General features: G+C 65.6%; 17 protein-coding genes. 11 read left to right on the plus strand and 6 right to left on the minus strand.

Annotated features, from left to right (window positions below; all coding sequences use genetic code 11):
* Positions 1–750: 750 nt before the first annotated feature.
* A complete protein-coding gene (locus G4H71_RS14880) occupies positions 751–1,311 on the minus strand; it encodes a DUF2716 domain-containing protein (RefSeq protein WP_083343350.1) in 561 nt (186 codons plus the stop codon).
* A 245-nt stretch (positions 1,312–1,556) separates the two neighbouring features.
* Here G4H71_RS14880 and G4H71_RS14885 point away from each other — a divergent pair, with 245 nt between their 5' ends.
* Both G4H71_RS14885 and G4H71_RS22665 read left to right on the plus strand, forming a co-directional pair.
* Positions 1,557–1,850 (plus strand): transposase, encoded by a 294-nt coding sequence (locus G4H71_RS14885; RefSeq protein WP_072740409.1) that lies wholly within the window; start codon positions 1,557–1,559, stop codon positions 1,848–1,850.
* 17 nt (positions 1,851–1,867) lie between these two features.
* A complete protein-coding gene (locus G4H71_RS22665) occupies positions 1,868–2,524 on the plus strand; it encodes an IS3 family transposase (protein WP_260440808.1) in 657 nt (218 codons plus the stop codon).
* Here G4H71_RS22665 and G4H71_RS14895 read toward each other — a convergent pair.
* On the minus strand, positions 2,431–3,612 hold the full coding sequence (locus G4H71_RS14895; RefSeq protein ID WP_072740404.1) for an ISAs1 family transposase: 1,182 nt from the start codon (positions 3,610–3,612) through the stop codon (positions 2,431–2,433). The genes G4H71_RS22665 and G4H71_RS14895 overlap by 94 nt on opposite strands.
* Before the next feature lie 149 nt (positions 3,613–3,761).
* Here G4H71_RS14895 and G4H71_RS14900 point away from each other — a divergent pair, with 149 nt between their 5' ends.
* The 3 genes from G4H71_RS14900 to G4H71_RS14910 all read left to right on the plus strand — a co-directional run bounded on the left by G4H71_RS14900 (position 3,762) and on the right by G4H71_RS14910 (position 5,806).
* Positions 3,762–4,112, plus strand: a complete 351-nt coding sequence (locus G4H71_RS14900) for an integrase core domain-containing protein (protein WP_072740408.1) — start codon at positions 3,762–3,764, stop codon at positions 4,110–4,112.
* 651 nt (positions 4,113–4,763) lie between these two features.
* The gene (locus G4H71_RS14905; RefSeq protein WP_185280447.1) at positions 4,764–5,018 is read left to right on the plus strand and encodes a transposase family protein; all 255 of its coding nucleotides are present in this window, start codon (positions 4,764–4,766) and stop codon (positions 5,016–5,018) included.
* A complete protein-coding gene (locus G4H71_RS14910) occupies positions 4,982–5,806 on the plus strand; it encodes an ISAs1 family transposase (protein WP_185280445.1) in 825 nt (274 codons plus the stop codon). Before G4H71_RS14905 ends, G4H71_RS14910 begins: the two co-directional genes overlap by 37 nt.
* 1,288 nt (positions 5,807–7,094) lie before the next feature.
* Here the strand turns inward: G4H71_RS14910 and G4H71_RS14915 are convergent.
* The gene (locus G4H71_RS14915; RefSeq protein ID WP_072739847.1) at positions 7,095–7,295 is read right to left on the minus strand and encodes a PspC domain-containing protein; all 201 of its coding nucleotides are present in this window, start codon (positions 7,293–7,295) and stop codon (positions 7,095–7,097) included.
* Positions 7,296–7,490: 195 nt separating this feature from the next.
* Here G4H71_RS14915 and G4H71_RS14920 point away from each other — a divergent pair, with 195 nt between their 5' ends.
* Complete coding sequence (locus G4H71_RS14920) at positions 7,491–8,522, plus strand: alpha/beta hydrolase (RefSeq protein ID WP_072739848.1); 1,032 nt, start codon at positions 7,491–7,493, stop codon at positions 8,520–8,522.
* Positions 8,523–8,581: 59 nt separating this feature from the next.
* On the plus strand, positions 8,582–9,415 hold the full coding sequence (locus tag G4H71_RS14925; RefSeq protein ID WP_169847189.1) for an alpha/beta hydrolase family protein: 834 nt from the start codon (positions 8,582–8,584) through the stop codon (positions 9,413–9,415).
* Positions 9,416–9,644: 229 nt separating this feature from the next.
* On the opposite strand, the gene G4H71_RS14930 is transcribed toward G4H71_RS14925, so the two are convergent.
* Positions 9,645–11,666: a prolyl oligopeptidase family serine peptidase gene (locus tag G4H71_RS14930; protein ID WP_072739908.1), complete on the minus strand. Its 2,022-nt coding sequence runs from the start codon at positions 11,664–11,666 to the stop codon at positions 9,645–9,647.
* A gap of 51 nt (positions 11,667–11,717) precedes the next feature.
* On the opposite strand from G4H71_RS14930, the gene G4H71_RS14935 reads away from it, so the two are divergent.
* A complete protein-coding gene (locus tag G4H71_RS14935) occupies positions 11,718–13,076 on the plus strand; it encodes a WS/DGAT domain-containing protein (protein WP_083343306.1) in 1,359 nt (452 codons plus the stop codon).
* Positions 13,077–13,179: 103 nt separating this feature from the next.
* The gene (gene lpdA / locus G4H71_RS14940; protein WP_072739849.1) at positions 13,180–14,583 is read left to right on the plus strand and encodes a dihydrolipoyl dehydrogenase; all 1,404 of its coding nucleotides are present in this window, start codon (positions 13,180–13,182) and stop codon (positions 14,581–14,583) included.
* 89 nt (positions 14,584–14,672) lie between these two features.
* Here lpdA and G4H71_RS14945 read toward each other — a convergent pair whose 3' ends face one another.
* Complete coding sequence (locus G4H71_RS14945; RefSeq protein WP_072739850.1) at positions 14,673–14,924, minus strand: hypothetical protein; 252 nt, start codon at positions 14,922–14,924, stop codon at positions 14,673–14,675.
* Between the two features lie 144 nt (positions 14,925–15,068).
* On the opposite strand from G4H71_RS14945, the gene G4H71_RS14950 reads away from it, so the two are divergent.
* Together G4H71_RS14950 and G4H71_RS14955 are read left to right on the plus strand one after the other, a co-directional pair.
* The gene (locus G4H71_RS14950; protein ID WP_072739851.1) at positions 15,069–15,521 is read left to right on the plus strand and encodes a DUF5709 domain-containing protein; all 453 of its coding nucleotides are present in this window, start codon (positions 15,069–15,071) and stop codon (positions 15,519–15,521) included.
* 513 nt (positions 15,522–16,034) lie between these two features.
* Positions 16,035–16,517, plus strand: coding sequence for an STAS domain-containing protein (locus G4H71_RS14955; RefSeq protein WP_367890093.1), 483 nt, complete (start codon positions 16,035–16,037; stop codon positions 16,515–16,517).
* Between the two features lie 55 nt (positions 16,518–16,572).
* Here the strand turns inward: G4H71_RS14955 and G4H71_RS14960 are convergent, their stop codons facing one another.
* Positions 16,573–16,929: a hypothetical protein gene (locus tag G4H71_RS14960; RefSeq protein ID WP_072739853.1), complete on the minus strand. Its 357-nt coding sequence runs from the start codon at positions 16,927–16,929 to the stop codon at positions 16,573–16,575.
* Positions 16,930–16,996: the final 67 nt, after the last annotated feature.

Here is a 16,996-nt window from a genome sequence, read left to right on the forward strand (position 1 = left end):
GTGAGTAGTTTCGCGGGGTGGCGTGTCATGTTGAGGACGCCGATCAGTGCCTCTTGGGCGGTGCGGTTGCGTGTGCCTGCTGCGAGTACACGCTGGTAGTACCAGCTGAGGGCCCGTTGGGGGAGACCAGGTGGTGGCCCGTCGAATCCGTGGAAGTTGCTGTCCGATGTGGTGGCGAGCAGCCAGGGGATTTGGTGGACGTGTTCGAGTCGTTGTTGGTAGCGCGGGGCGTGGAATGCTCCGTCGCTGGGGGTGTCGCGCAGGAGTCTGCCCCACGTGTGTGGGGATCCGGATACACGGGCGAGCTGTTGAGGCAGATTTCGCGTTCCGCGGGGCATGAACGTCGTCGTCGGTGAGGTCTGAGGTCTGTTGGGGCCGTGGGGGAGTGATGTTCTCGGGCTAGGCCGGGTGGTGTCTATGCTGGTCGGGAAGTGTCTGCCCCACGCGCGTGGGGAATGCTCCGACATCTGGTCCGGGTCGTCGGGGCGGAGGTTGTGTGCCCCGCGCGTGCGGGGATCCATCCCTGGCCGCGCGGGGGCAGTCCCGAAGCGATCTATTTGCCCCGCACGTGCGGGGATCTCTCGTACTGGGACGTCGCCCGTAATCATGGCGGATTGTCCGCCCCGCGCGTGTGGGGAGCGAGAGTGGCTAGGTCGTTCACGCCACGACGTACGTGTTTTGGGATTGGGCGCATTCTGGATCAGAGGTCATTCGGATGACTCGTGTTCATGCTCAGAACGTCTGGACCGGTCACTGGGGTTCGTGGCCGCCGCGCCTGGCTACCGGCAGCCAGGTCGACAGTGCTTCTGCCAAGGTGGACAGGAGTGGCTCGCCGAAGACGCAGAGGGTTTTGTGCCACGGGTGTCCGAAGGTTCCGCACTGGAGGTCTTCGGTGAAGAACAGGTAGTAGTCCCCATCGGGGTAGACGGGGATGGGCGAGATATTCTGGGGGAGCGGGTCGCCGTGTGGCCGGAAGCGGTATCCGGGATGCTGCCAGTTGAGCGCAATCAGCACGGTGTCTGAGGGAAACGCAGTACGGAAGGCTTCTTCGGCCTCCGTGTTCACCCGAGCCCGTGGGGGAGACGACGATCCGCGGAGGTCGAAGGTGATGGAGTTCTTTGGTTCCACAATCCCAGGGTATGGGTCAGTTTCCGAACCTGGCTGAAAGTTGTAGACGGCGTTGAAAGCAGTCCACCAAGACGCCTTCTCTGTTTTGTCGAGCTGGGTCCACCTCGGGTATGACACCGCGTCCTCTTCTCGTGTTCGCAGATCCGTCGGGTGCCCGACCCTCGCTGGACGAAGACCAGGCACCCGACACTATCGGATCATCGAATCCAGAATTCCGTCCATCCGTCTTGCGTTTGGAAGTGATCTTTCGAGAACCAGATTCGGCCGAAGATGGGGTTTCCTTCGTCGATGACTAGGCGCTCGGCCTCGCGGTCCCCAGTCGTCGGGTTTCTGGGATACACATCGTACTCCAACCAGCGGTCTGAGGTGCCGGAACTTTCTCGGACAGCGACCCAAAGTAAGATTTGGGTGACTGAACGGAGTTGTTTGTGGCACAGAAGAAGTCGCGTCAGTTCAGCCCGGAGTTCCGGGAAACGGCGGCACGTGAGGTGTTCGAGAAGTCTCGGCCGATCGCCGATGTCGCGCGCGATTGCGGGGTAACCGATCAGACGATCCGGAACTGGGTGAAACAGCTCCAGCGCACGAACTCGGCAGCGGATACCGGGTTGTCTTTGCCGGAACGTGCCCGCTTGAAGGAATTGGAGCGGCGGGTCCGGGAACTGGAGGACGAGAACCGCTTCCTGGGAAAATCGGTGGCCTTCTTCGCGAAGAAGCACCGGTAACGGTCAAGTACGCGTTCATCGCGTCCGAAGAAGGCAATTACGCTGTGGTCGATATGTGCCGGTGGGCAGGAGTTTCCCGCTCAGGATTCTATGACTGGCGAAGCCGGAAACCCTCGGCCACCGCGCGGTGGCGGGAAATCCTCGAAGCAGAAGTCCGGTTCTGCTTCGATCATTCCGACAGCACCTACGGTTACCGCCGCGTCCACGCCCAGCTCGCCCGGTGGGGAACCCAGGTCGATCCGGACACCGTTCGGAAAATCATGCGTGAGCTGGGGTTGGTGCCGTGCCAGCCCCGGCCGTTCCGACCGGTCACCACCATCGCCGGCGACGCCGCCGACCTGCCCGACCTGGTGGCACGCGACTTCACCGCCGACGCGCCGGGACGCAAGCTCGTCGGTGACATCACCTATATCCGTACCTGGGAAGGGTGGCTTTATCTGGCCACCGTGCTCGACTGCTATTCGAAGAAGGTGATCGGGTACGCGATGGCGGACCATATGCGCACCGAATTGGTGACCGACGCCCTGCGCATGGCCCAGGGCTCCGTAGTTGTTGAGGCCCAGGGCCGCGACCTGCGGGTTCAGGATCTCAAGACCAGGTCGACAGCACGATGCGGGTTTACCGCGACACGTCGGCAGGCCTGGGCGATATTCGACTGCCCCGCCCGTCGATGAAGGCTGATCGCTGTATTCCGCAGCGTCGCCATCACCTGCGGTCCGTGACCGGCACGGACCGTGGAGCGGTCTTCGTCGAACGTCACGTCCCGTACCCAATGGACCCTGTTCTCGATCGACCAATGCCCGCGGATCCACCTCGCGAGCAGCTTCGGTGGCGCCTGCTCACAGGGCAACGAGCAGATCGCGTACACAACCTCGATGCTCCACCGGTCGGCACCGATCCGGCGGCGACGGCGAGTGATCTCGATCACCTGCTGCGCGTACGGGAATCGAAGACCACGGGTGACGGTGACGATCTTGTAGATCCGCGCCTCCTCACGACCGTGACCACGTTCGAGCGGGTCGGACCACACCACCGGCACCTGCTCCCACGGCAGCTCCCGGATCCGGGCGAGCAGCCCAGGCTGGTTCGCCTTGACAACCATCACGTACTCGGCCCGACACCGCTCACGCAGACACCGGGCAGTGGCCTTCTGCGTGTGCATGGCATCGACGGTGACGACCGCACCGACCAGGTCGATTCCTCGCAGCAACCTTCGGACAGCGGATATCTCGTTGGACTTGTCCGCGGTGCGGCACTGCCCGAGTACCACACCACCGGTATGGGTGACCGCCGAAACCAGGTGCGGGGCCGACTCCTCGCCGGCTCGTGCACCGCGGACAGTTTTACCGTCGACAGCCACTGCCACCCGCTCGCCGCCGCTGTCATTATCGCCGGCATCGGACAGGTAGCGGCCCAGCACCAGATCCAACCCATCCCCCTCGACCCGTCCGAGGACCTGCCGGATCGTGGCCTCGCTCGGCACACGGAACCGGATACCCAAGCGCACCAACACCTCCCGCGGAGCAGCTACGGCCCAATCCGCGATACTCGAATACGACCGAGCGCCCGCGGCAACCGCACACAGGGCAATCGCGATCAACGAGGGCAGCGAGTACCGGCGACCGCGACGATCCCGCGGATCGGGCACCACTTCGAGTGCAGTCATCAACCGCGGCACCTGCTTCTCGTCGACGACACCACCGACAAACCGGGTCAGCTGGTCAAGGCATGGGTCGATCGGGGACACTGTCCCGGCGGGCATGGGTGACTCCTTGTGGACGATCTGGATGCGTAAGACACACCCATGATCGGCCCCTGTCCCCATGCCCGCTCCACCGCCCCCACACGCTCCAACGAACCCAAACCACCAGGCCACAGCTCCGCTACTCAACAACTACGGAGCCCTGGCGCATGGCCATCCGGAACCTGCCCATCATGGTCGAAGGAACAATATTCCACAGCGACCGCGGCAGCCAGTACCTTTCCGCTGAATTCGCCTCAGTGGCACAAGAACTCGGCATCGTGCGATCGGTAGGCCGCACGGGAACTTGCTATGACAATGCCTGGGCGGAATCTTTCAATGGAACCCTGAAGAATGAGCGCGTGAACCGCACTCAATACCCGACCCGGGAACACGCTCGAAGGGATATCACCCGCTATATCGAGTTGCGGTACAACCAGATTCGTCTGCACTCCGGAATTGACTACCACACGCCGAACGAAGTAGAGTCCGCGTGGTTCCAGCAGAATCAGGCGGCTTGAGATAACCAAATCTCGCTGTCCGAGAACTTTCCAGCCCCTCAGTCTACCGGATCGGGAAGATGGCCAAGATCGTTGTCGAACTGGGAGTGGCCTGCGTACCCTGGCCGCGCAGCGAGATTATGTTGCACGGCAAAGACGTACGTTTCCGCGGCTGCGTTGCAATCTGCCTGACTCATCGATGAGGGGCACACCGGCGGCTGGCTCATGCACCCGCTGATCGCCACCGGGTCTGTGCGGTGCCGAGTCGACATTATTCCACCGTCCGCGTTGGTGATGTTGAAATCGACCCTCGCTCGCCATGTTCCGTTCCTGCAAGATGCGACCAGCTCACCTTCGAACTCGTGCACGTTGTTGGGAGGCTGCGTTGCGGCCTGCGTGTAGCGGTGTGCTGTTTGTTCGTTTCCTCCAGACGGGGTGAAGAACCAATTGGCGATCGCTTCGGTTCGGCGTTTCGGATTGGTGCATTGCGCATCGACTCCGCTTCCGACCCAGTACGTCGAGGAGTGTCTGACTGGCCAGGAGACGTTCAGAGTGCAGTCGTGAAAAGGCTGAGAGATATCGTTCGCCGTCCCGAATCCTATTGGCCTGAACTGGAAATGCGGCCTACTCGACATCCTGACTGCGGTCCCCGATCCACGCAAGCGGCGCGGCGTGCGCCACACGATCTCGACAGTGCTGGCGATCGCGCTGGCCGCAACAATCGCCGGCGCCCGCTCGTTCACCGCGATCGGTGAGTGGATCGCCGACGTGCCCACCACCGAGTACGCCCGGCTCGGCATCGACGGCACCGTCCCTTCCGAATCGACGATCCGCCGCTGCCTGCAACGACTCGAACCGGATCAGCTCGATGCCCTGATCGGTTCCTGGATGTGGCTGCACACCAACACTACCGACGGCCGAGGGTAATCGCATTCGACGGCAAGACGCTACGCGGCGCCAAGGATGCGGCCGGAAACCTGGCCCACCTACTCGCCGGATTGTGTCACCGCACCGGGACCGTCCTCGCCCAGTGCGCGGTCGGAGCGAAGACGAACGAGATTCCTCTGTTGCCGAAACTGTTGAACCTGTTGGACATCGCCGGAACTGTGATCACGGCGGACGCGATGCATTGCCAACGCGAGACCGCCGAGCACATTGTCGGCCGAGGTGGCCACTACATCCTCACTGTCCAAGGTAACCAGCCGAGCTTGCGACGACAGCTCAAATCATTGCCATGGAAACAGATTCCGGTAATCAGCCGCACCACCGAGAACGGGCACGGCCGCCGCGAGGTCCGCTCACTCAAAGCCACCGAGATCTCCGACGGAGTGCTGTTCCCGCACGCCGTCCAGGTGCTGCAACTGACCCGCACCACCCGCCGAGGGCGGGACTGCAAGCGACGCACCGAAGTCGTCTACGCGGTCACCTCACTGTCTGTGCTGGACGCACATCCCGGCCAGGTCGCAACCTGGCTGCGCGGACATTGGGCGATCGAGAACCGCCGCGATCAGACACCATGGTCGCGATCCTCAACGCCCCATCGATCTACTCATGACCAGCTGAAATGCGACTTTGCCGGGCCCCTGGGGATGAGCCCCGTAATCTGGCTCATCATGTCCCTGTTTCTCCGTGCTCCCCGCGCATGCGGGGATGAGCCCGAGGTGGAGCTACGCGTCCGTTCCGAAGGCTTGTGCTCCCCGCGGACGCGGGGATGAGCCCGGCTTGTAATGCGTGCACTGCGTGCACTGCGTGCACTGCGTGCACGCGGGGATGAGCCCAGCGCCGGTGGGCTTGCGGGTCTTGATCGCGGGTGCTCCCCGTGGACGCGGGGTGAGTTGACCTCGGACAGCCTGCCGACGTGTCCCACCAGGACGCGGAGGTCAGGCATACGGGCGTACGTCTGGACATACTCCATTTTAGTTGAACGTCCGACTTTTTCTTTCGTTTCCTATGTCTTCTGGACGTCTGTTCGGTAGAACTGCTAATTAGCAGCACTCGCGATTCCGCGAGCGCCGACGACGAGCCGATCCGGAGGGCGACAGCCGACAGGGCGAAACCGCGACACCGAACGTCGGCCACGGATGGGCCGCAACTGAATCGACACCGACGCGCGGTGAGTGCGGCGGTAGAGCCTTGCCTCCACGATCCGCGGTGCGGGTGGAGCGCCTCGTCGTGTTCGAACAACCAATCAGCCCCGAACTGCATCAAAAGTGTTGCAGCGGAACTTGTTCGGATTCCCTTCCAAAGTTGAACCATCAATGATTCAATGTGACCGGCAACACGGCACAATCTGATTGTGTTGCACGACACGACAATTACGAGGAGAACCGATGGGAAGCACGACCCTGACGGAGATCATCACCTTCTTCTTCGACATCCTGCTGCAGAGCGCTCAGTTCTTCAGCTGACCACACCTCGCCCCGGTCGTGGGGTGACAGATCGATGCCGGACGTCGAACGGCGTTCTTGCACTGGACAATCGGAGGAAAAATCATGGGTAGCATCGGAAACGGGTGGGAAGCGATCAGCGGATTCGTCGAGTTGATTCTGCTGATCATGCCGCAGATCGTCACCGGCTCGCTCTGAGTCGTCGGCCTGTCTGGGCGCCGCCGTCGCGGTGTGTGCGCGGCGGCGGCGTCGACGGCTTCACCAGGGGCTTCTCGATCCGTTACAGCTTCGCGTAGTGTCCTTAGTCACATGTCCAACTCTCTGACCTGCGGGTTCATCCGCTGGACATCTGGGACTCCACCGCGCGACCTGCTGCGCTGCTAGCTTTCCGTACTGTGACCGCGAGTCACACGAACGCACGAAAGTTGGGAGATTGCAATGGGTTCCATCGGTACCATCATCGGCCTGGTCGAGCTGTACCAGTTGCTGGCGCCGCTGCTCAGCTCCGCGAGCTGAGCGAAGCGCGACGTACTCGGCGGGTCGGGCAGGGATGAGCTCCGGCCCGCCGTTCTCGTCTGCGCGCCTCGTGACGCAGTAGCGCTGCGCCAGGGAGTGGTCAGCCCTGCGGCATGATCATCCAGGCGGCGAGGTAGACGAGAATCGCGGTACCGCCGGTGACGAAGGCCGCGATCACGGTGAGCAGTCGGACGAGGTTGGCGTCGGCTCCGAAGTACTCGGCGATTCCTCCGCAGACCCCGCCGAGCATCTTGCTGTCGGAGGAACGGACGAAGGGGCGGGAGTTGCTGTCGTATGTCATGCATCGAGTGTGCTGTGCGAGCGGGTCCGCGGGCATCGGGGAACGCCCCGATAACAACCCTGGGATTTCGCGCGATAGAGGGAATCGGATCGAGTTGTACGGCCGTCCGAGCGGCCTGTGTCACAATGTGGCTCGGTTCGGTGCCCTGCGGAAGGCCGCGGGGCCGGACACGCTGGACTACAGAGAAGGTGAGAAATGCGCAACCGCATGGTCGTGAGAAAGTTCGGAATCCGATCGGCGGTTGCACTTGCCGCGATCACCGCGGCCCCCTTCCTCGGCACTCAGGCGATCGCCTCGGCCGATCCGGCGTCCTCCGATCAGGCGTCGCACGTCGTGCGGACCCAGAAGATCGACGACCGCCAGCAGCGGATGTACGTCTACTCCGCGGCGATGGACCGCGAGATCGAGCTGCGGGTGCTGACTCCCGCGGACGACAGCGCTCCCCGGCCCACTCTCTACCTGCTCAACGGCGCGGGCGGCGGTGAGGACACTGCGACCTGGTACCGACAGACCGACGCGGTGGACTTCTTCGCCGACAAGAACGTCAACGTCGTCACCCCGATGATGGGGGCGTTCAGCTACTACACCGACTGGAAGGACGACGACCCGGTTCTGGGCCGCAACCAGTGGACCACGTTCCTCACCCAGGAGCTGCCCCCGGTCATCGACTCGGCGCTCGGCACCAACGGGGTCAACTCGATCGCCGGCATCTCGATGGCCGGCGGCTCGGTCCTCAGTCTCGCGCAGGCCGCGCCGGGCCTCTACGAGAGCGTCGGCGCGTACAGCGGATGTGCGGAAACCAGCACCAACCCGGGCCGGGCGTACGTGAGCATGGTCGTCGAATCCCGCGGGCGCGGGAAGGTGGAGAACATGTGGGGGCCGGAAGGCGACCCGCTGTGGCTCGAGAACGACCCGATCGTCAACGCGGAGAAGCTGCGCGGCACGACGCTGTACGTGAGCACGGGATCGGGGCTCCCCGGACACCACGACCGGCTCGACGGCCAGGGCATCAACGGTGACGTGGAGACCTTCGCGAACCAGATCATCCTCGGTTCGGTCATCGAGGCGGCCACCAACCAGTGCACCCACAAGCTGGCGAACCGGCTGAACGAACTCGGCATTCCGGCCACGTTCGATTTCCAGTCCACCGGTACCCACGCGTGGCCGTACTGGCAGGACCAGCTGCACAAGTCCTGGCCCGTCATCGCCGGACCGCTCGGGGCCTGACGCGAGACTCCTCCCGTGCGTCGAGCCGGACGCCGATTCCCGGACATAGGCTGACGTCCGTGGAGACAGTCCCGATCCAGATGCCCGACGGCACGACCACTCCGGTCCGCCTGTTCCCGGGGGCCGACGCGGCGCCCGTCGTGGTGATGTTCCCGGGCCTGGGGATTCCGGCCGGCTACTACGAACCGTTCGCCGACGAACTCGTCCGGCGGGGGTACAACGCCGCCGTCGGCGAGCTGCGCGGACAGGGCGACAGCCGGCCACGACCGAGTTCCGCCAGCAGGTACGGCTACCAGGAATTGGTCTGCGTCGACTTCCCGGCCATGTTCGAAGTGGTCCGGGAACGTTTCCCCGCCAGCACGCCCTATCTGCTCGGGCACAGCATGGGCGGGCAGCTCGGAGTCATGTATGCGGCGCGGATCCGGGGCAGGCTCGGCGGGCTGATGTTGGTGGCGTCGGGCTCGCCCTACTACCGGGGATTTCCCGGGGTGCGCTCTCCCGGCCTGCTCATGGGTTCGGCCGCGATGTCGATGACGGCGTCGGTCGCGGGTTTCTGGCCCGGCGACCGCCTCGACGTCGGCGGGTTCGGACGGCAGTCGCGGGTGCTGATCTCGGACTGGTCCCGCTTCGCCCGCACCGGACGGATCCAACCGACCGGAGCGGACATCGACTACGAGGAGCGGATCGCCCGGCTGAAGCTGCCGGTGCTTTCGATCACCGTCGAGGGCGACGACATGGCACCCCCGGCGTCGGTGCGGAACCTGGTGGCGAAGCTGCCGAACGCCCGTCTCACGACGTGGCACCAGCCCGCACGTCTCGGTCACAACGGGTGGATCCGGGACCCCGGGTCCACGGTGGATCGGATCGCCACCTGGCTCGCCGACCGCGAATGACCCGCACGGTCCGTCGCCCCTCCGCCGTCCCCTCCGACGCCTACCCGTAGGTCTGCCGCCCACCCGCCCCTGCTTACACCCACCCGCCCCTGCCCATCCGAGGGTGACGGTGCCCTTCGCCTTCTCAGATCGGTCGAATGGTCCCTTCACCCAGGGGAGGGCGGGCGGACAGGGGGCGGGCGGACAGGGGGCAGGGCAGGGGGGCGTAGAGGCGTAGGCGGCAGGGTGGTCAGGAAGGGGTGAGGGTGCGCCGGAGGAAGGTGTAGGTGAGGGCCGACTTGAACGCGGCCTGCGCGTTGTCCGCAGCGCCGCCGTGCCCGCCCTCGATGTTCTCGTAGTACCAGATCTCGTGGCCCTGCTCCTCGAGCAATGCGGTCATCTTCCGCGCATGTCCGGGATGCACCCGGTCGTCGCGGGTGGAGGTCGTCATCAGCACCGGCGGATACTGCGCCGCGGGATCGGTGTTCTGGTATGGCGAGTACGCGCCGAGGAACTCCCAGTCCCGGGGGTCGTCCGGATCCCCGTACTCGGCCATCCAGGACGCGCCCGCGAGCAGGAGGTGATAGCGCTTCATGTCCAGCAGCGGCACCTGGCACACGATCGCGCCGAACAGTTTCGGGTACCTGGTGAGCATGACCCCCATCAGCAGCCCGCCGTTGCTGCCGCCCTGGGCGCCGAGCAACTCGGGCGTCGTGAACCCGCGCGCGACGAGATCCTTCGCGACCGCGGAGAAGTCCTCGTAGGCGAGGGGGCGTCCTTCCCGGATGGCCTGCGTGTGCCAGCCCGGTCCGTATTCGCCGCCACCGCGGATGTTCGCCACCACGTACGTGCCACCGGGCTCGAGCCACGCCAGGCCGACCACGCCGCTGTAGGCGGGCACCATCGAGTTCTCGAAACCGCCGTACCCGTACAGCAGCGTCGGTCCCGGCCCCTCGGCGTCCTCACGCCGGACGACGAAGTACGGGATCGCGGTTCCGTCGTCCGAGGTGGCGAAGTACTGCGACACCGCGATGCCGGTGGCGTCGAAGAAGGCGGGCGCCCTCTTGATCGGTTCGAGCGGGCTCCCGACCGTGCCGTACAGCAGGGTGGCCGGCGTGGTGAATCCGCTCGAGTTGACGAAGAACGCGTCGCTGTTGCGTGCGTCCGTGGCGATGACGCCGCTGGTGGTCAGTTCCGGAACGCCTGCGATGGGAGTTCTCGCCCAACCGGATTCGCTCGGAGTGAGAGCGAACAGCTCGGTGTGCACGTCGGCGAGCGTCACCAGCAGTAGATGATTGCGCGTCCAGGTGGCCTGTTCGAGCGAGGTGTGAGCGTCCGGGGTGAACACCGCGGTGAGCTCGCGGGCACCGGCCATGTAGGAGTCGTAGTCGGTGATCAGGAGCGAGCCGGCGGGGTACACCGTCCCGCCGACCTCCCAGTCGGTGCGGGGCCGGACCGTCAACCAGTTGCGGTACACGCCCGTGCTCGCGTCGTCGGGGACCTCGATCTTGACCAGGGCACCGTCGGGGAGGAGTTCGTACCGTTCGGAGTGGTAGAAGTCGATCGCCCGGCTGACGAAGTGGCGCTCGAAACCCTCGGTGTCGTCGTAGGACGCACCCACGGACACGTCCGATCGTGCGCCCTCGAAGACGGTGACGGCGTCGTCCAGCGGCGCGCCCCGGTGCCATCGCTTCGCCAGCCGTGGATAGCCGGAGTCGGTGAGAGTTCCCGGACCGAAATCGCTTTCCACGTAGACGGTGTCGGCGTCGATCCATCCCATGCTCGACTTCGCCTCGGACAGCTCGAAGGCGTCTTCGCCGGTGACGAACGTACGGCTGTCGAGATCGAACTCGCGGATCACCGTGGCGTCGGCGCCGCCTCGGGACAGGGAGATGAGTGCTCGGGACTGACTGGGGCGCAACACGTTCGCCCCGGCCCACACCCAGTTCTCGTCCTCGGCCTCGGCCAGTGCATCGACGTCGACGAGCACCTCCCACTCGGGATCGTCGGTGCGGTACCGCTCGAGAGTCGTGCGGCGCCAGAGGCCACGCACATGGGTCGCGTCGCGCCAGAAGTTGTACAGCCACTCGCCGCGGATCCCCACGTACGGGATCCGCGCGTCGGTGTCCAGGACGTCCCTGATCCGGCTCTCGAGGTCGGTGAACTGCTCGTCCGCCGCGTAGGTGTCGACGGTGCGCCCGTTGCGTTCGCGCACCCAGTCGAGGGGCTTGTCGCCGGTGACGTCTTCGAGCCAGAGATGGGGGTCGGTCATACGGCCCATTGTTGCCGACGTACGGCAGGCCCCGCTCTAGGCTGTCGAGTTGTGCAGCTCACTCCCGCCGACGCGCAGATGTCCTGGATCGGACGCCGGATCCGCAACGACCAGTTCCAGCTGTATTGCTTCTCCGGCACGGACGGCCGCTCCGGCCCGGGGGACGACGGTGTCGCCGCCGCGCGCAGGCACATCGGAGATCGGGTGGACCGCATCGGGGAGCTGCAGGTGCATGCCGTCCCGGTCCCGGGCGATCTCGACTACCCGTACTGGGCGCGGCGCGGACAGGGTCCGGATCAGATCCGGGTGCACTCCCTGGCTGATCGATCGTGGGCCGGGTTCCAGCGCGCGCTGGGCGATTTACTCGCCACCTCGCTCGACATCACCGAGAGCCCGTGGCAGGTTCACCTCTTCCCGGCGGTGACGGGAGCGCCGCGCTGCTCCGAGCCGGCCCTGGTCGCGGTGTTCCAGGTCTCGCACGCGTTCGCCGACGGCCGCCGGGCATCGGCTTCGGCGCGACAGTTGTTCGGGCCCGGGCTGCCGCCCGGATCTCCGGCGCCCACGCGCGCACCCTTCGCACCCGCGATGCTGGCGCGGGCCGCGGCCAAGATTCCCGGCCAGGTCGCCGGGACCGTGTCGGTGGCACGTCGGTCGCTGGCGGCGCAACGGGCTGTCCGGGCGGCGGAGGCGGCAGGCGCCGTGCCGCCACCCGCCGACGGGTTTCCGCTGACCCGCGTGAACACCGACCCCGGCCCGAGCCGCACGGCGCGGATGCTGGTGTGCGACGCGGCCCGTCTGACAGGTGCGGGCGTGACGGTGACGGTGGCGGCCGCCACCGCGATCTCGGTGGCGCTCGCCCGGTATCTCGCCGAGCACGGTGCGGACATCGCCGCACTCGGCGCGGAGGTCACGGTGGCCGTTCCGGATCCGACCGGTCGCTCGCGCAACTCCTACCGCAATGTCGGTGTGGGACTGTTCCCGGAGGTCGCCGATCTGCGGGAGCGTGCCGCCCGCATCGCCGCCGACCTCGCGGAACGACGTCGGAGACTGGACGACCCGAACGTCGCGCTCGCCGGCGGGTCGGTCGAGTACGTGCCCGCGCGGATGCTGCGCCGCGGCATCGAGCGCTACGACCTGTCCGCCGTGCCCGCCACCGTCGCGGGCAACACGGTGATCTCGAGCGTGCACCGCGGCGCGGCGGATCTACGGCTCGCGGGCCGCCGGGTGCGGTTCACCGCAGGCTTTCCCGGGCTGTCCCCGGTGATGGGACTGACACACGGAGTGCACGGCATCGGCGGCACGGTCACGCTCGGGGTGCTCACCGGCTCGCGGGCGATGCCGGACCCGGACCACTACCTGGAGCTGTTGGACGCCGCGGTGGACGAGGTCGCGGGCTCGCTGCGCGGATGACCCGGTGGTCGGTGGTGGCCCGGACGAGCTACTCGAAGAGCTACTCGCAGGTAACCCCACCACGCGCGGACAGCGGAAAACGTCAGGACTACCCTGAGGAATCGTGACCTCACACTATGACGTCGTTGTCCTCGGAGCCGGTCCCGGTGGGTACGTCGCTGCTATCCGCGCGGCACAGCTGGGATTGAGCACCGCCATTGTCGAGAAGAAGTACTGGGGCGGTGTCTGCCTGAACGTCGGCTGCATCCCGTCCAAGGCACTTCTCCGGAACGCCGAGCTTGCGCACCTCTTCACGAAAGAGGCCAAGACGTTCGGTATCTCCGGCGAAGCGTCCTTCGATTTCGGCGCCGCCTTCGACCGCAGCCGCAAGGTCGCGGACGGGCGCGTCAAGGGCGTTCACTTCTTGATGAAGAAGAACAAGATCACCGAGTACGACGGGCTCGGGTCGTTCACCGACGCGAACACGCTGTCGGTCGAGCTGTCGAAGGGTGGCACCGAGACCATCACCTTCGACAACGCGATCATCGCGACCGGTTCGGTGACGAAGCTGCTGCCGGGGACGTCGCTCAGCGACAACGTGGTGACCTACGAGGAGCAGATCCTCACCCGTGACCTGCCGAAGTCGATCGTCATCGTCGGCGCCGGCGCGATCGGTATGGAGTTCGGCTACGTCCTGAAGAACTACGGCGTCGACGTCACGATCGTCGAGTTCCTCGATCGGGCCCTGCCCAACGAGGACGCGGACGTCTCCAAGGAGATCACCAAGGCGTACAAGAAGCTGGGCATCACGATCCGTACCGGTGCCGCGGTCCAGTCGATCACCGACGAGGGCGACAGTGTCTCGGTGGCGATCAAGGACAACAAGTCCGGAGAGGTCGACACGGTCGTCGTGGACAAGGTCCTGCAGTCCGTGGGGTTCGCTCCCCGTGTGGAGGGCTACGGACTCGAGAACACCGGAGTGCAGCTCACCGATCGCGGTGCCATCGAGATCGACGAGTACATGCACACCAGCGTCCCGCACATCTACGCGATCGGCGACGTCACCGCCAAGCTGCAGCTCGCGCACGTCGCCGAGGCACAGGGTGTCGTCGCCGCGGAGGTGATCGGCGGTGCCGAGACGATGCCGCTCGGTGACTACCGGATGATGCCGCGCGCCACCTTCTGTCAGCCGCAGGTCGCCAGCTTCGGGCTCACCGAGGCGCAGGCGATCGTCGAGGGGTACGACGTCAAGGTGGCGACCTTCCCGTTCACCGCGAACGGCAAGGCCCACGGACTGGGCGACCCGACCGGCTTCGTCAAGCTCGTCGCCGACAAGAAGTACGGGGAACTCCTCGGCGGCCATCTCATCGGCCCCGACGTCTCCGAGCTGCTGCCCGAGTTGACTCTGGCGCAGAAGTGGGACCTCACCGTCAACGAACTGGCGCGCAACGTCCACACGCACCCCACCCTCAGTGAGGCATTGCAGGAGGCCATTCACGGCCTCGCGGGGCACATGATCAACTTCTGACCTCGAAGCCCCGTCGACGAAGGACCCGCGCGGTGATCCCGCGCGGGTCCTTTCGTATTCCGGTGTCGCCGATGTTCCGGTGTCGCCGGTCAGCCGCCGAGTTCGTCCACGGTCGCGGCGAGAGCGGCGGCCTGGTACTCGAGATCGGCGTCGCTGTGCGGGCGGTCGTGGGGCAGACGACCCTGCAGGTCCTCCCGGCTGACGATGACGAGGGTGGCGCCGTCGGCAGCGTCCGATCCGGGCACGATCCGGGGCTGTCCCTCCGACAGGATCAGGGTCGGGTCGGTCAGCGGGGAGTCGAGCAGTTCGCGCAGCTGCGCGGGAGTCACGGTGGTGTTCACGCCGTCCCCTTTCGATGGGTTCACGTCCTTCGAGCGAACCACACGGGCACCGGCGGGTGGGCCGCTTTCCGTGGTGACGTCGCACGCACCGGGGAGCGGGCGAATTCGTGGCGCGGGTGTCCACGTGGTGGCATTGTCGTGGGTATGACGTACCCGAGCGACAGCACGCGCGAAGGCGACGACGCCGACTTCACCGTCGACGAGGACAACCAGCTCCAGCCCGAGGACTCGCTCGTCGACCGAGGTGTCGACGACGTGCTCGACGAGGGGTATTCGCCGCCGGACCGGCCTCCGAAGGGGTATGCCCTCACCGACTCCGAGGAGCGCGCGGAGGAGACCCTCGACGAGCGGCTGGCCGAGGAGGAGCCCGACGTCGGCGCCGACCCCGACGCTCCGCAGTACGTGGAGGACCGGGAGATCGGCGCGCGCCGCGCCGGCCGTCTGCTCGCGGAGGACGAGGGCGTCGCCGAGGACACCGAGGACGAACTCGTGGCTACGGACGTCGGAATCGACGGCGGGGCCGCGTCGGCGGAGGAAGCCGCCGTCCACGTCATCGACGACGAGTACGACGGCGAGAGTCGCGACGCGGACGGTTGATCGCGTGGGCCGACCGGAGAAATTCCGGAAGAAGGATCCGCGCGAAAGCGCCGGAACGGTTTTAAACCACACCGAAATTACAAGTGGCTCACGGTCTCCGGTAACCGGAAAATGAATGGAATTCGAACATTCGGTTCGTGATTGTCCGTTCCCGCAGCGGCCCATTTCCATTCCCGCATCGAGTGCCGTATTCCCGGCGTCGGAAGCTCGGTGAGCGGGCAGGTGGTAGGTGCAGGTGAGAGGGCATGGCGAGAGCGCGAAATTGGTCTCTCGTCCAGTTGGATGCAATTCCCCGCCGACGGAATGTCCGAATCGAAAACCTTTGGGATGCAGAGCGATACAGCTGAATACCGGGAGCTCTTGCTAGGGCAATCTAGCTGGGGTAGCGTCTGGAACCAGGTTGAGCACACAGCCGGTCTCGGGAAGCGTCACTGTGGTAGAGACGCCATCGAATACGCGCCGACTGCCCCGTGCTCGCTTTCCGTCTCATTGTCGACAGAGGTGGGAGAGCCAATGACTGCTATCGCTACCAAGAAGGTCGCCACCCATGACCTCCTCGCCGGAGCCCTTGCGTCACGGAATCATAACACATGTGATCCCAGCGTTACCATAGCGTCTTGCGCCACAGCGGAGTTCACCGGTGTCGCGATCACGCCGCGTCTCGTGCTCGTCAGTGTTCGAGGGGACATCGACCTGTGCAGTGCCGATGCGCTGCGCGACTTCGCCCGCGACCAGTGCGGCGAATCGACCGATGTGCTGCTGGATCTCTCGCGAGTCCAGTTCTTCGGCACCGCCGGCCTCGCCGTCTTCACGGGGCTGGAGCGGGCGACTCGTGGGTTCGGCCGGGCCTGGGCGCTCGTCGGAGGTCGGCCCGTGCACCGCTTGCTCCGTGCGGTGGGGCAGACGGACCTGTTCCCGTGCTTCGAAGCACTCGACGCGGCCCTCGTCTCGCTCGGCTCGCGCCACGACGCCCCCGCCGCACGTACGACGCCCTGAGCGTTCCGAACTCCAGACCTTTCTGGATCCCCGGGGCCGTACTTCTCGGGACGAATCAGTTCATCAGCACACTCGCGGACATGGTGATGTAGAGCAGAGTGCTGACCATCAGTACCCATCCGGCCGCCTGCCAGATGGGCCAGCGACCGCCGTCTCGCCACACCAGGTAGGTGCGCACGAAGCCGCCGATGGTCCCCACGAGCAGTATCCCGGCCGGAACCAACGCCAGCAGAAGCTGCTGCGTGTCGTCGCAGACGAACCCTGAGTCCGGCGGGCACTGCGTGTCGTCCATTCCCACCCAAGCGAGGATCGCCCCCATGGCGAGCAGCGCCACGACGATGACGGAGATCGCGTAGATCGACGCGCTTCGGACCGTGTTCGGGTCGTACCACCGCTTCTCGGTGTCCGTCATCGGTGCGGGTCTCCTCTCGTCGCTCCTCCTGTCGGATGCCCGTTCGGCGCCGAGTCAAACTCTCCCG

The sequence above is a fragment of the Rhodococcus triatomae genome (genome assembly GCF_014217785.1).
GTDB lineage: Bacteria > Actinomycetota > Actinomycetes > Mycobacteriales > Mycobacteriaceae > Rhodococcus_F > Rhodococcus_F triatomae.